This window comes from Vibrio sp. 03-59-1, assembly GCF_013114135.1.
Lineage (GTDB): Bacteria > Pseudomonadota > Gammaproteobacteria > Enterobacterales > Vibrionaceae > Vibrio > Vibrio cortegadensis.
Map to the genome: position 1 here is coordinate 75,249 of NZ_VTYA01000005.1, position 15,190 is coordinate 90,438.

A 15,190-nucleotide genomic window follows, 5' to 3' on the forward strand; every position below is an offset into this window, starting at 1 on the left:
GCTTTAATTAGATTCATAGAGTGAAAGCATGCTCATAAAAATAATAATTTGTGCCGTTAGTACAAAATCAATCAAGGAGTGGATAATGAGATTATTGATCTGTCTATTAACCTTGATTGCGCCTGCTTGTTTCGCAACCACACTTCCACAACTTCCCTCTTCGCTGAATGCCTCTCCGCACCAGTTTTTCCTTTCTAGTGAAAATCAGTTCAACGAAAAATTTGATGTCTGGAACATTGATGGTGGTTACTCATACAATCTATTTAACTCTGTGGATTTGTATGTGGGGGCTCATGTCAATAATTCTGCACTTGGCAGCGATAATGGTTTTCTTAGTGGCGTCAGTTATAAGGTGAGTGAGCGGATCATTGTGAAGAGCACTCTGCGCTCGACAAACGTTGAGATAAATAATGAGAAACAAGGTGTGATGGCTGCTGAGATCTCAAGTCGAATGCGCTTGTCTGACAATCTAGATTTACATGCCACTCTCGATTACCAAGAGTGGCAGCAAGGTATTGAAGTCGGTTTAGGCTTTCGTTTTTAATATACTTCCGTTTTTAAAATGAAAGTAAATCCTTTGATGTGAGTATCCCATTCCAGTCGGAATAAATATAATCACCCGGTTGAATTAACTGATTTTGTATCGTCAGCGTCACCTGCGTATCACCTGCTCCGCGCTTCTCCGTTTTAAATGGGCAACTACCTAACGCTTTAATCCCGAGATCCATTTGAGAGAGCATAGCTACGTCTCTTACAGCACCATAAACAATGATGCCTTCCCAATGATTCTCAATCGCTTTGATCGCTAATTGATCCCCAAGTAACGCTTTTTGGCATGAACCATTGCCGTCAACAAATAACACTTTCCCTTTGCCGTTTTGGTCTAATATATCGCGAACTTTTGAATTATCGTGATAGCACCTTACCGTCACAATCTCGCCCCAAAAGGCATCTCGTTGGCCGAAGTTTTGTAGTGGTAAGTTGAGTAGTGTGACCTTATCTTCATACTGATCACAAATATCAGGGGTTATATCTTTCATCATTCCTCCATGAGTTCAGAAGTTATTATCCCTATAAATTATAGGACTAATAACAACTTTAAATTTTACTACGCCATCATTTTTCACATCTGGCGTCTTTCCTTATCGCAATCCTAGGATAAAAAAAGTCTGTTTTCGGTCAGAGTAGAGCAAAAGCAAAGATCGAAAACTAAAAAATTGGACTGAGGTCAAACTCGTTAAAACGTCTATAATCTTATTAAGAAATTTACGGTTTCGTTACCTAAGACAAATAACTGTACTCTAAATTCAGAAAAATTTCTTATTGATATTGGTTTCTTATTCTGTATTTTCAATTTATAGAGGCAGTAATATATAATTTAAAACATAAAAAACAGATTAAATTACAGTGCTTTATAGGCTAATTACAATTATATCATTAATTAGAAGCTAAATTCATCTCTGAATAAGAGCGCAACTCAAGCTATCATTCAGTCATATTGATACATGTTTTGGATTTTCTGCATACTATTAATATTTGTTACATTTCATCTCTTGATATAAATCAACAAAGTGAATGGAATTAACATTCTAGCATTGTTAGCAAGCTGTTAAGATTATAGAATCCGCTCATTAACTGGCAGAATAATGAAAGACGTAACGGAAACCTCGTTCTTTGGCAACTTTCCATGGATGGCGGATAGCTTAAGTAAGTGTATTTTTGAAAACTTTAGTTTATTATCAAAAAAACATTACCTGTATGTTATATTTTTGCCTAGAATTTATTCTATTAGCACAATTTCGTCACAAATTTAGGTACCGCCAATGCAAACCCCGCAGATTCTTATCGTTGAAGATGAGCAAGTAACTCGTAACACTCTTAAGAGCATTTTTGAAGCAGAAGGATATGCTGTTTTTGAGGCTAGTGATGGTGAAGAGATGCACCAAGTGTTATCTGACAATCAAATTAATTTGGTTATCATGGATATCAACTTACCTGGCAAAAACGGTCTATTACTCGCTCGTGAACTCCGTGAACAAGCAAACGTAGCGTTAATGTTCTTAACGGGTCGTGATAACGAAGTCGACAAGATCCTTGGTCTTGAAATTGGTGCTGATGATTACATCACTAAACCATTCAACCCACGTGAATTAACTATCCGTGCGCGTAACCTATTGAACCGCTCTATGAGTGCTAACACAGTTCAAGAAGAGAAACGTAGCGTAGAGAAGTATGAGTTCAACGGTTGGATCCTAGATATCAATAGCCGCTCTCTAGTAAGCCCTGACGGCGAAGGCTACAAACTGCCTCGTTCTGAATTCCGTGCATTGCTGCACTTCTGTGAGAACCCTGGAAAAATCCAAACTCGCGCAGACTTACTGAAGAAAATGACAGGCCGTGAGCTAAAACCACACGATCGTACTGTTGATGTAACGATCCGTCGTATCCGTAAGCACTTCGAATCTATTTCAGGTACTCCTGAAATCATTGCAACGATTCACGGTGAAGGTTACCGTTTCTGTGGCGATCTAGAAGAATAGATTTCACTGAAAACAGAGTATCAAAAAAGGGATAATGCGAAAGCATCATCCCTTTTTTAGATCTGAGCCCTTAAAACGTAAGGCTTAGATTTTAGGTTTTAGGTTTTAGATCTTAAGTTTAGAGCTTAGGTCTTAGTAAATAGCGTCAATATTGACACCTTTCTCGACTAACCACTCCACCTTGTCTTCGTTTTTCGTTTCTACGGCGATATCAATCGGCAGGTTTGGAAGTACATCTAATTGCCACTGAAAAGCGATTTCCCACGAGTTTTCACTGTGAGTTCTCACTTCTATCGCATCTCCATCTAAAAGCCATAGGTTCTCTCCTTGGCGTAAGGTCACGCTGTTCAACTCAAGTGTCGCAGGTAAGCTAGTATCAGATTTTAAATAGATAGAACCATTTAACGTCTGCTCTTGTGCCTCCCCAATCTGTGGCATCTTATTGACCCACAAATTGCTGCTTAATTTAACTTCCGACTGAGCAACTAACATCTGACTATCTTGCTGCCAATCAACTTGTGCTGTTGAACAACCTGCTAATACAAGCATGCATGCGAGTGTTAATTTTTTCATAACGTTACCTTTGGTTTAGCCAATCTTTTAATACTTGAATATCATGCTGATACTCATTCTTTATTTCTTCTACCCAATCAGAGATATTTTCCCACCATGCTGGAGCATCCGGTGTTTGAGCTTTTTGAGCAACACTTTGGATATGCTTTAGTCCAATCGAGCCAGCCGCACCTTTGATTTTATGAGCTTCCGATACAATACTCGGTTTATCTTTAGCTATCATATTTGAATCGAGAATCTCTAAATAGCTGGGCATCATATCTTCAAACATAGCAATACTATCAAACACAGGCTTCGTGCCAACAATATCGATATACGATTCCAACATGGTCAGATCCAGCAGCCTAATTTCAATTTCTGTTGGTTCACGCGCCTTGGTTTGTTCTAGCACGGGTGGGTGAACCTCTGATTTTGACTCTGTTGATTCAACCGCTTGTTCTATTTCAATAAGCTCTGTAATAGCATCTTGAATGGCCTTCACAGTTAAAGGCTTGCTGATCGCTTCATCCATGCCATTTTCAAAATACTCACGCTTGTCTTTTATCACATTAGCAGTCAGAGCAACCAGCGGTGGTAATTGAGGGTAATGCTCTCGATAATATTTCGCGACATCAAAACCTGTCATATCCGGTAATTGAATATCCAGTAAGGCCAAGTCGTAAGCATCAGGTTGGAAATTAGCAATGGCCTCTTCACCAGTCATCGCGACAGTAACTTGGTGCCCTAAGTTTTCCAGCAACGAACGCGCCACGGTGACATTCAATTCAATGTCTTCAACCATAAAAATATTAAGACTTTGTTGAGCTCGTGGTTGCTTGCGAATAGGAGTACCTTCTTGAACCAAAGGAACTCGGATATTGACGGTAAATGTACTACCAAACCCTTCCTCACTTGTCAGGGTTATGTCTCCATCCATTAAATTAATCAGTTGTCTTGAAACCGCTAAACCAATCCCTGTTCCCACCGCATGTAAATTGTCTTTTCCTGATTTAACTTGGTAGTACATGGCAAAGATTTTATCAATTTCATGCTCCGGTATCCCAATACCACTATCTTCCACTTCCATGGTGATATCGGCAAATTCGTCACCAATATCAGCACTGACGTTCATGACGACACCACCTTCTTTGGTGAATTTCATCGCATTACTAATCAGGTTCCACAGTACTTGGCGTAAACGCGTGGCATCTACTTTTATTGCGGTGGGTAGGTCACTCAATCTTTCAAGATCAAACCTTAAGCCTTTCTGCTCAGCCATGAGAGCGGAAATGCTCTCCATCTCTGACACAAAATCATCAAAATTCAGCGGCACGGGTAAAAGCTCAAGTTTACGACGATCAAATTTATCCATATCGATAATATCATTGAAGATATGGCCTAAAGTGACCGCACTCACTTTGATGGTTTGCATATGCTTACGTTGCTCGTCAGTCAGTTGAGTTTCTAACAACATCCGACTTAAACCAACGATACCATTTAACGGTGTTCTGAGTTCATGACTAATAGTGGAAATAAAAGTGGTTTTGTCACGGCTCGCTTTTTCAAGCGTCTCTTGGTATTCCTTACGCTCTGTAATGTCTCGACCAAAGCCAACCAAGCCAAGGTGACGTCCATCTTTGTTATAAAATGGCACTTTACGAAGTTCAAAGTAGCTCTTATGCCCATCTGGATACTCTAGCCACTGCTCATAAGTCAGAGCTTGATTATCACTAAAGACTTTCTCATCGGTCTCTACTACTTGTTGCGCGATCTCTTTGCTGTAGACATCCCATGGGGTCAGCCCCACCAGTTGCTGCTCTTTTTTACCCGTCAACTCTTCAACTGCACGGTTACAGCCAGAAAATACCCCATCTGCATTACGGTAGTAGATCAGGTCAGGGGAAGCATCGATAAATGAGCGCAGTAGCGCCGTTCTTTCTGCAAGTTCAACTTGAGTCCGCTCTCTTTGATACACTTCATTCTCAAGATCTTTAATTGCTTCTTCTCGAGCTTCTTCCGCTTTCTCTCGCTCCTCAATCTGCTGATTAAGTTTTGCAATATTTTGTTGTAAACGCAGATTAAGTTCTTGATCGCGAGAACGCATATCTTTTAATTTAGAGACGAGTTTAGAGAGACGTTGACGAGACTCTTCGAGCTGATCAACCACAACTGAAAGGAAATAGACGGCCCACGGAGTAATCAGTAAACCAAAGAAGACAGAGCGAACGATATCAATATCGCCAACGCCACCTTTCAACGCTAAGGTAATACCAACTTGGACAACAACGGCTAAAGCGACAAGCGCGAGGGCTAATAAGATAGAAAATCGGAGAATGCCCAATTTAACCAACAGGTCAACGTAGTATTGGGCGAGGTTTTTCATGGGTTTCATCAACGGCTCCATGCGATAAGACTCAGAACATTCTAACCTGTTTAAACTCAACAGGTAAGCTAAGCCCATCACATGGAATGGTATAACTGTAAATCAAATGAACGTTATCACTGCTCGTCACTGCCTGCAGAATAGATACACGTTTGATTCCGGCCTTGAGCTTTCGCTTGATATAACGCTTTGTCAGCATTCGCAACCGCAACTTCTGCAAGTTCATCAAACTTAGGAACACACGAAATCAAGCCAATACTGATGGTAATATGGTCGGAGATCAGTGAGTCATCATGTTCGAGTTGTAAGCTTTCGATCTGGGCATGTATCCGTTGCGCGACTAACTTCGCTCCTTCAAGCGTCGTATTTGGCAGAATGAAAGCAAACTCTTCGCCGCCATATCTTGCAACACAATCGGATGAGCGATTCAAAATTTGCTTAAAGACATTCGCCACTTGCACTAATGCATCATCGCCCTTTTGATGCCCATAAAGATCGTTGTATCCTTTAAAGTAATCAATATCACAAAGCATGATAGAAATCGGTAATCTTTCTCGGGAGTGATGGGGCCATAATGTGCTTAGTTGTTCATCAAAACGGCGACGGTTAGGCACTTGAGTCAAGCTATCAATAAAACTTAAACGTTCGAGCTCTAAGTTAGCTTTTTCCAGTTTCTGTTCAGCAAGATAGCGTTCTGAAATATCACGAGCCATAACTAGCACACCATTAGTACCTGATGCAGGATCCCAAAATGGCGACTTAACCACGTCATACCAAGTAAACTCCCCTCTGCTAGATCGAACTTTATCAATGTACCTGAGTGATTTATCTTCGTGTAAAACTTGCCTATCCGTTTCAGATAATCGGCTATACATTGAATCAGGAATGACATCTTGTAATCGTTTACCGATAAGATCGTCGACATGATTTATCCCCAATGCGTGAACAAATGGTTCATTACACGCTTGATAAATCATATTCTCATTGAAGATACCGATTGAGTCAGGGCTAGACTCTAAGATGTTTTGCAGAATGGTATCACGCTGTGCCAACGCGACTTCAGTATCTTTACGCCGTTCCATTTCGTCACGTAAATTCTGCTGAATATTGTGCCATTCCGTTACATCATGGCTGATGCAAAGGGTACCTAAGGGTTTCCCTTCTTCAGACATCAATACACTTTGGTTAGTTTCAAGCAAGCAACTGCGGCCTTCAGGTGAAATAGTCCACCTTTTAGAGCTGGTGCGATTTCTTACGCCTTCTTCAATCTTAACATCGCCTTCATCAAGTCGATTCAGCCAAAAAGAGTCGAACGCACGGTTAGTGGCTAATAATTTATCGTCACTATCTTTAATATAGATAAGCTCACTCAACGAATTGAGTGCCGTTTTGGCCACGCTTAATTTTGCTAGCTCTTGCTTATGCTCTTCGTTGGTGGCTTCACGTTCAATTACATAAATTAACCACACGCTTTCTCCTTGGTAAGCCACTTTTCGACCTGAAAAGCTGATCTTTACCGATTCATCACTGGATACTGGCCATGATCTATTTAATCCTCTAAATTTTTTTTCGGTTAAACCATCAAAAAACGAGAGGAAATAATCGGAAGGAATTGATTCTGGCATCAGGTGCATATTACCGACTAAGCGAATGCCTAGTAATTGCATAGAGTGTTGATTAGTAAGTAGTAATTCACCTGTCTTTTCACTGACAAGCATAAGCGCAAGAGGAGAGCCTTGGATCAATATGCTCAATTGGCGCTGGTAATGGTTATAAGTAAACCATATGCTAAAAATGCATATTATAATGACGAGAATGACAGCGCCGTATCCAAAGGCTGGCTGCCATAACCAGTGCCACAATTGATCCATTAAATAACGTATCCATATATTATTTCTTAACTATTAAACAATATATCAGCTTATACGTCAGTTATCTTTATTTCGTCAGCTATTTTGTCGAAAGTAACTGTGGCTTGGTATAGACAAAAGCCTCTTCAGTTAAGCTTCCTTGAGCTCCCTGTCGATTTAGACTTCGACCAATTTCAGTCATCGCTAACCAACGGTTTTCACACCATAATGGAGAAAGCAGTGTTGGTCGGCGAGCCGCAGAAGAGACTCGATGAAATACAATATCAGCAGGCGTCATGCGGATCATATGACTGGCGATATCCACATACTCTTCTAACTCAGGCGCTTCCAATCGCCCCGCTTTCCATGCTTTAGCCATCGTGCTTCCTTCCACAATATGCAAACCATGCAACTTAATACCATCAGTGCCCACTTCGAGTACTTTTTCCAACGTTTCAATGTTGTCTTTTTTGGTTTCTTTAGGAAGGCCTACAATCAAATGAGTGCAAATCTTAATGCCTAATGCGCGAGCTCGTTTGGTTATTTCTGCATAACATTCAAAGTTATGGCCTCGGTTAATTCTTTTCAACGTATCGTTGTTTGCTGTTTGTAAACCAAGCTCTAGCCAAATTTCATAACCTTGATTGACGTATTCAGAGAGCAAATCTAGTACCGCATCAGGTACACAATCAGGCCGGGTGCCTACGCATAGACCAACAATATCCGCTGCTTTTAATGCTTCTTCGTACATATTTCTTAATACTTGCACTTCCGCGTAAGTGCTCGTGTAGGCTTGGAAATACGCGAGGTATTTTTTTGCACGGTGAATTTCACCCGCACGATCTTGCAGTTGATCAACAATGCTTTTTACTTGAGTCTGTTCGTCAGAAAAAGAGGCCACATTACAAAATGTACACCCTCCTTTACCAATCGTCCCATCTCGATTAGGGCAGCTAAAACCGCCGTGCAACGTCAATTTATGTACTTTCTCACCATATCGACGCTGAAGATCTTGACCCAAAGTGTTTACTAACTCATGTAATTGCATATTTAAACTCGTTGAACAAATAAGAATGAATCTCAGTTTGATTCATGAAAGTAAATTACATCCCTGCAAAATAAATCCGGCGATACTAGCAACAGGTATTTAAATTCAACCTAACAAATATCAATAAACATGCATTAAATAAGCGTTATTTACCTAATGTTGCACAAATGTTACTCGATATATTCATTTTCGCGCGAAAAAAATGGTCTACAGAGGGCAACTTTCGTTGGAGTTTAATAAAACAAAATTGTAGGATACTTACACTTATTCGCATTTTTTGTGACTTTTATTACACGTGCATATGCGGATAAGTCGGTGATATTTAGCTCCCACCTATATAAACCACTAGTTTGTGGCTTCAATTAAACGGATATCACTAAGGATTGTTTTTTTCGCAAAATTTTTCCTGCGAAAGACAGAAAGGACTCAAGCTAGCCACACACATAGGCTGGTTTAGATTCATAAATATAAAAGGACAAGGTTCACTCGCTTAGGCAAAGTGCGCCTAGATTAAACTGGAAGGATGTATCTATGGTAGATCAAGAGCAGAACTCACAGGGTCTGTATACTCCTGAACTGGAGCATGACGCTTGTGGTATCGGTTTTGTTGCGCATCTAAAGAATCGCAAATCTCATGATGTAGTAACTCAAGCACTCGATATGCTTGCACGTATGGAACACCGTGGCGGTCAAGGCTGCGATCCGTGTTCTGGAGATGGTGCAGGTATCCTGCTACAAAAGCCTCACGAATTCTTACTAGAAGAAGCCGTAAAGCTTGGGATTAAGCTACCATCTTTTGAAAAATATGGTGTTGGTGTTGTACTTTTCCCTAAAGATGAGCATAAGCGTGCGCAGTGTCGTGACATTTTAGAACGCAATGCACAACGCCTTGAGTTAGAAGTTATCGGTTACCGTGAACTTCCAACTGACAATTCAATGATTGGTGCAGATCCATTAAGCACTGAACCTCAATTTGAGCACGTGTTTATTTCTGGCGGACCGGGGAGCACTCCAGAAGAGCTTGAACGTAAACTGTATGTTCTACGTAACTACACCGTTCGTGTATGCCTAGAAAGCGTGTCAAATATTGGGGATGACTTCTACATCAATTCGATGTCTTACAAGACGGTAGTGTACAAAGGTCAGCTAACGACTGAGCAAGTGCCTCAATATTTCTTAGATCTTCAAAACCCAACGATGGTGAGTGCCCTAGCGCTTGTTCACTCTCGTTTCTCTACCAATACATTCCCACGCTGGCGTTTAGCTCAGCCTTTCCGTTACATCGCGCATAACGGCGAAATCAATACGGTTCGTGGTAACTTGAACTGGATGAAAGCGCGTGAAGCGATCATTGAATCTGATCTTTTCACCAAAGCCGAAATCGACATGCTTCTTCCTATTTGTCAGGAAGGCAGTTCGGATTCATCTAACTTCGATATGGCACTAGAGCTTCTGGTTCTTTCTGGTCGCAGCCTGCCACATGCCTTGATGATGATGATCCCGGAAGCGTGGCAAGAAAATAAAAATATGGATCCAACTCGTCGTGCGTTCTACCAGTACCACGCGAATGTAATGGAACCATGGGATGGCCCGGCATCTGTCTGTTTCACCGATGGTGTTCAAGTTGGTGCCACACTAGACCGTAATGGCCTACGACCTTCTCGCTACACAGTGACCAAAGATGACTTCCTAGTGATGGCGTCTGAATCTGGTGTGGTAGAAATTGAGCCGGAAAACGTTGAGTTCCGTGGTCGTCTTCAGCCAGGGCGTATCTTCGTTGCAGATCTAGAACAAGGTCGCATCATTTCTGATGAAGAAGTGAAAGATGGCATTGCCAACGCGCAACCATACGAGAAATGGGTTGAAGATAACCTTCTGAACCTCAACAAACTGCCTGATGCAGAAAACGAATTCAGCCAACCGACACCAGAAAAGCTACTACACAAACAGCAAGCGTTCGGTGTAAGTTCAGAAGAAGTAAATGAAATCATCGTGCCGATGGCGAAAGATGGCAAAGAGCCTCTTTCTGCAATGGGCGCTGACTGGCCACTAGCGATCCTTTCGCACCAGTCTCAACATCTATCCAACTACTTTAAACAGTTGTTTGCTCAGGTAACTAACCCGCCGATCGACCCGATCCGTGAGCGTATGGTGATGTCTCTGAATACTTACTTAGGTAAAGATCAGAACCTACTTGCTGAGTCACCAGAACACTGTCAGAAAGTAGAGCTTGAATCTCCCGTTCTATCAAACTCTGAGCTTGAAAAATTACGTGCTATCGATAACGAGCACCTACAAGCGAAGACGCTAGACATCGTATTCCAAGCCAGTGAAGACGAAGGTAAGCTAGAACGCGCACTTAAGCGTATCTGCCAATACGCAGAAGATGCGGTTATTGACGGTTACTCTATTATCCTTCTGACTGACCGTGCAGTGAACTCGAACCATGCAGCGATTCCAGCGATGCTTGCGGTTGGCGCGGTTCACCACCATCTGATCCGTAAAGGTCTACGAGCTAAGTGTGACATTGTGGTTGAAACGGGTGATGCTCGTGAAACACACCACTTCGCAACGCTAATCGGCTACGGCGCAAACGCAGTTAATCCATACTTAGTTATCGAAACTATGGTGGATCTACAGCGCACTAAGAAGCTCGATCCACAAACCAACATCAAAGATCTATTCGAAAACTACCGTAACTCTATCAACGGCGGTCTACTGAAGATCTTCTCGAAGATGGGTATCTCAACGCTGCAGTCTTACCACGGAGCTCAAATATTTGAAGCATTAGGCGTAAGTAAGTCGGTGGTCGATAAATACTTCACTGGTACCGTTTCACGTATTCAAGGTCTAACTATTGATGACATCGCTAAAGAAGTGATGGTGCGTCATCGCATTGGCTATCCAACGCGTGAAATCCCAGTACAGATTCTTGATGTGGGTGGTGTTTATCAGTGGAAACAACGTGGTGAAAAGCACCTGTTTAACCCTGAAACGATTTCGTTGCTGCAAGAATCAACACGTAACAAAGACTACGGTCAGTTCAAGAAGTACGCGAAAGCCGTTGATGACCAAGGCGATCATGCGGCAACACTGCGCAGCCAATTAGACTTTGTTAAGAACCCAGCAGGCTCTATTCCACTTGAAGAAGTTGAACCCATTGAAAAAATCCTTAAGCGTTTTGCGACAGGTGCAATGTCATTTGGTTCTATCTCTCATGAAGCACACTCAACACTCGCCGTTGCGATGAACCGCATTGGCGCGAAATCGAACTCTGGCGAAGGTGGCGAAGACCCAACTCGTTTCGAACGCAAAGAAAACGGTGACTGGGAACGCTCTGCAATCAAGCAAGTTGCTTCCGGTCGTTTTGGTGTGACGTCTTACTACCTATCTAACGCAGATGAGCTACAAATCAAGATGGCTCAAGGCGCGAAACCAGGTGAAGGTGGTCAATTGCCTGGTGATAAAGTTGATGACTGGATCGGTGCAACACGTCACTCGACTCCGGGGGTCGGTCTGATTTCTCCACCGCCACACCATGATATCTACTCAATCGAAGATTTAGCCCAGCTGATCTACGATCTGAAAAACGCGAACCGTAATGGTCGCGTTAACGTGAAGCTAGTATCGGAAGCGGGTGTTGGTACAATTGCATCAGGCGTAGCGAAAGCGAAAGCTGACGTAGTCCTCATCGCTGGTTTTGATGGTGGTACAGGTGCATCTCCGATGTCTTCTATCCGTCACACTGGCTTGCCTTGGGAACTGGGCCTAGCGGAAACTCACCAAACACTACTGAAAAATGGCCTACGTAATCGTATCGTGGTTCAGTCTGATGGTCAGATGAAAACTCCGCGTGACCTTGCAGTCGCAACACTGCTTGGTGCTGAAGAATGGGGCGTAGCAACAGCCGCACTGGTTGTTGAAGGCTGTATCATGATGCGTAAGTGTCACAAAAACACTTGCCCTGTTGGTATCGCAACACAGAACAAAACACTGCGTGAACGTTTCGATGGTCGCGTAGAAGACGTTGTGACTTTCTTCCAGTACATGGCTGAAGGTTTACGTGAAGTGATGGCTGAACTTGGCTACCGCTCTATCGATGAGATGGTCGGCCAATCTCACAAACTTAAAGTTCGTGACGACATTCAGCACTGGAAATACAAGAACCTAGATCTGTCACCTGTTTTGCATATTGAACAGCCTCGTGCAGAAGATGGCGTTTATAACCAGACACAACAAAACCATAACTTAGAAGACGTACTAGACCGTAAGTTGATTCAAGCAGCTATTCCAGCACTTGAAAAAGGCGAAGCAGTGAACGCTGAATTCCCTATCATCAACACCGACCGTTCAGCGGGTACTATGTTGTCGAATGAAATATCGAAGGTTTACAAAGACCAAGGTTTACCACAGCCAATGAACGTTAAGTTCCACGGTAGTGCAGGTCAATCTTTCGGTGCGTTCCTTGCGAAAGGCGTGAAGTTCGAAGTAGAAGGTGACGCAAACGACTACTGGGGTAAAGGTCTATCAGGCGGTACGCTAGTACTCTACCCTAACGCAAAATCATCCATAGTTGCTGAAGATAACATTGTAGTGGGTAACGTATGTTTCTATGGCGCAACGTCTGGTGAATCTTACATTCGCGGCATGGCAGGTGAGCGTTTCTGTGTACGTAACTCAGGAGCGAAAGTCGTTGTTGAAGGCATTGGTGACCACGGTTGTGAATACATGACTGGCGGTGTTGCAGTGATCCTTGGCTCAACAGGTCGTAACTTTGCGGCAGGTATGAGTGGTGGTGTCGCTTACGTTTGGGATAAAGCTGGTGATTTTGATACCAAGCTAAACCCTGAACTGGTCGACCTAGACCCAATTGAAGCAGAAGATCGCGAACTACTGAAAGAGATGCTAACCAAGCAAGTTCAACTCACAGGAAGTGAAGTTGCTCAGTCATTCCTAGACAATTTTGAAGCAAGCCTAGCCACGATGGTGAAAGTAATGCCACGTGACTACAAAGCCGTTCTTCAAAAGCGTAAGACTGAAGCAGAGCAAGCACAAACGGAAGAAGTGGAGGCAGTATAATGGGTAAGCCTACTGGATTTTTAGAACATGGTCGCGAGCTTCCAAAAAAGCTCGACCCATCGGTTCGAATTGAAGATAACAAAGAGTTTGTACTTAACGAAGAGTTTGGTGACAAGATCAATACTCAAGCCTCTCGTTGTATGGACTGTGGTGTTCCTTTCTGTCACAGCGGTTGTCCGATTGGTAACATCATCCCTGAATTTAACGATGCGGTTTATCGTGATAGCTGGGAAGAAGCTTGGAACATTCTAAGCTCTACCAACAACTTCCCAGAATTTACAGGTCGTGTATGCCCTTCTCCTTGTGAAAGTGCATGTGTTCTTGGCATCAACCAAGATCCAATCACTATCTGTAATATCGAGAAAACGATTGTGGAAACGGCGTACCGTGAAGGGTACGCAAAACCGAAAACACCACGATCTCGCACAGGAAAGACAATTGCTATCATCGGCTCTGGCCCTGCCGGCTTAGCTGCGGCAGAGCAACTAAACAGTGCTGGTCATTCAGTCACGGTGTTTGAACGAGATGAAAAAGTGGGCGGTTTACTGCGCTTTGGTATCCCAGATTTCAAACTGGGTATGGACGTGATTGATCGTAAGATCAACCTGATGGCGGAGGCCGGCGTTGAATTCAAAGTGAACCAACATATTGGTGTTGATGTCAATGCTCAGCAACTTCGTCAAGAGTTTGATGCCGTACTATTAACTGGCGGCTCAACCGTTCCAAGAGACTTACCTATCCCGGGTCGTGAACTCAATGGTGTACACTTTGCGATGGAGTTCTTAGGCCAAAATAACCGTCGTGCCAATGACATGGATTTGAAAACCAAAGAGATCCACGCCAAAGGCAAGCATGTTGTGGTTATCGGTGGCGGTGATACGGGCTCTGACTGCGTAGGTACATCTAACCGTCATGGCGCAGCAAGTATTACTCAAGTTGAGATAATGCCAATTCCACCTGAAAAACGCCCTGCAAATATGCCTTGGCCTCAATACCCAATGATTATGAAAACAACCACTTCACATGAAGAGGGCTGTGAGCGTCACTGGAATATTTTGACCAAAGAGTTTATCTCTGACGGTAACGGAAATGTTACTGGGCTTCGTATCGCTGATATCGTGTGGCAAGACGCAAAACCAGGCGAACGTCCTGGGTTTGATGAAGTGGCAAATTCTGAGCGTGTCATTCCATGTGATATGGCATTCCTAGCAATGGGCTTCCTACATCCAGAACCAACGGGTGTTCTCGCTCAACTTGATATCAAGCTTGACGAACGCGGTAACGTTGCGACGAATGGTTTTGCGACCAACCAGAAAGGTGTTTTTGCAGCTGGTGATATGCGAACAGGTCAATCGTTAGTGGTACGCTGTATCAATGAGGGACGTGAATCCGCTCGCGAAGTTGATAATTACCTCATGGGTGGCACAAACCTAGAAGCAAAATCTGACTCACTTATGCTTTCAGCTTAAGAGAACAGAATAAGTAAATAACGCTAGCCGATAAGCCGTTCACTTACGCTAGCGTCACAATACGTTCGACAAGTCCTTCCAGACTTTTGGCCAGTGCATTCGTGCTGGCCTTTTTTATACTCATAACTCCCTGCCTTTCTATGCTTTTAGGTTAATTAATTGTAAATAAAACAACATCTATCTCTTTGATTCAATTAAACATAGATAGGGTAATATTTGGTTAATACTCAAAATGCGCAACAAACAACCAATAACTTGACCTTTTGCAT

At 42.8% G+C, this 15,190-nt stretch carries 9 protein-coding genes; 4 read left to right on the top strand and 5 right to left on the bottom strand.

All coding sequences use genetic code 11. The features are described 5' to 3' along the window. The first annotated feature begins 85 nt into the window (after positions 1 to 85). The gene (locus F0249_RS06695; protein ID WP_017051046.1) at positions 86 to 544 is read left to right on the top strand and encodes a hypothetical protein; all 459 of its coding nucleotides are present in this window, start codon (positions 86 to 88) and stop codon (positions 542 to 544) included. Between the two features lie 13 nt (positions 545 to 557). On the opposite strand, the gene F0249_RS06700 is transcribed toward F0249_RS06695, so the two are convergent. Further along, positions 558 to 1,040, bottom strand: a complete 483-nt coding sequence (locus F0249_RS06700; protein WP_017051047.1) for a putative 4-hydroxy-4-methyl-2-oxoglutarate aldolase — start codon at positions 1,038 to 1,040, stop codon at positions 558 to 560. Between the two features lie 783 nt (positions 1,041 to 1,823). On the opposite strand from F0249_RS06700, the gene arcA reads away from it, so the two are divergent. Continuing rightward, a complete protein-coding gene (gene arcA / locus F0249_RS06705) occupies positions 1,824 to 2,540 on the top strand; it encodes a two-component system response regulator ArcA (protein ID WP_017051048.1) in 717 nt (238 codons plus the stop codon). Positions 2,541 to 2,672: 132 nt separating this feature from the next. On the opposite strand, the gene F0249_RS06710 is transcribed toward arcA, so the two are convergent. The 4 genes from F0249_RS06710 to F0249_RS06725 all read right to left on the bottom strand — a co-directional run bounded on the left by F0249_RS06710 (position 2,673) and on the right by F0249_RS06725 (position 8,373). Continuing rightward, entirely contained in the window at positions 2,673 to 3,113 is a 441-nt protein-coding gene (locus F0249_RS06710) for a hypothetical protein (RefSeq protein WP_017051049.1), read from the bottom strand. Between the two features lie 4 nt (positions 3,114 to 3,117). After that, positions 3,118 to 5,484, bottom strand: coding sequence for an aerobic respiration two-component sensor histidine kinase ArcB (gene arcB / locus F0249_RS06715; RefSeq protein WP_113799408.1), 2,367 nt, complete (start codon positions 5,482 to 5,484; stop codon positions 3,118 to 3,120). A 107-nt stretch (positions 5,485 to 5,591) separates the two neighbouring features. After that, positions 5,592 to 7,346: a GGDEF domain-containing protein gene (locus tag F0249_RS06720; RefSeq protein WP_113799411.1), complete on the bottom strand. Its 1,755-nt coding sequence runs from the start codon at positions 7,344 to 7,346 to the stop codon at positions 5,592 to 5,594. A gap of 79 nt (positions 7,347 to 7,425) precedes the next feature. Further along, positions 7,426 to 8,373: a TIGR01212 family radical SAM protein gene (locus F0249_RS06725; RefSeq protein ID WP_171756196.1), complete on the bottom strand. Its 948-nt coding sequence runs from the start codon at positions 8,371 to 8,373 to the stop codon at positions 7,426 to 7,428. Positions 8,374 to 8,904: 531 nt separating this feature from the next. On the opposite strand from F0249_RS06725, the gene gltB reads away from it, so the two are divergent. Both gltB and F0249_RS06735 read left to right on the top strand, forming a co-directional pair. Further along, a complete protein-coding gene (gene gltB, locus F0249_RS06730) occupies positions 8,905 to 13,452 on the top strand; it encodes a glutamate synthase large subunit (protein WP_171756197.1) in 4,548 nt (1,515 codons plus the stop codon). Next, positions 13,452 to 14,921: a glutamate synthase subunit beta gene (locus F0249_RS06735; protein WP_171756198.1), complete on the top strand. Its 1,470-nt coding sequence runs from the start codon at positions 13,452 to 13,454 to the stop codon at positions 14,919 to 14,921. Before gltB ends, F0249_RS06735 begins: the two co-directional genes overlap by 1 nt. Positions 14,922 to 15,190: the final 269 nt, after the last annotated feature.

Excerpts from the sequence above, each read along its gene's own strand:
- F0249_RS06725 (WP_171756196.1), bottom strand. The coding sequence starts at position 8,373 with ATGCAATTACATGAGTTAGTAAACACTTTGGGTCAAGATCTTCAGCGT.
- F0249_RS06700 (WP_017051047.1), bottom strand. The coding sequence starts at position 1,040 with ATGAAAGATATAACCCCTGATATTTGTGATCAGTATGAAGATAAGGTC.
- F0249_RS06735 (WP_171756198.1), top strand. The coding sequence starts at position 13,452 with ATGGGTAAGCCTACTGGATTTTTAGAACATGGTCGCGAGCTTCCAAAA.
- F0249_RS06720 (WP_113799411.1), bottom strand. The coding sequence starts at position 7,346 with ATGGATCAATTGTGGCACTGGTTATGGCAGCCAGCCTTTGGATACGGC.
- gltB (WP_171756197.1), top strand. The coding sequence starts at position 8,905 with ATGGTAGATCAAGAGCAGAACTCACAGGGTCTGTATACTCCTGAACTG.
- F0249_RS06695 (WP_017051046.1), top strand. The coding sequence starts at position 86 with ATGAGATTATTGATCTGTCTATTAACCTTGATTGCGCCTGCTTGTTTC.
- arcA (WP_017051048.1), top strand. The coding sequence starts at position 1,824 with ATGCAAACCCCGCAGATTCTTATCGTTGAAGATGAGCAAGTAACTCGT.
- F0249_RS06710 (WP_017051049.1), bottom strand. The coding sequence starts at position 3,113 with ATGAAAAAATTAACACTCGCATGCATGCTTGTATTAGCAGGTTGTTCA.
- arcB (WP_113799408.1), bottom strand. The coding sequence starts at position 5,484 with ATGAAACCCATGAAAAACCTCGCCCAATACTACGTTGACCTGTTGGTT.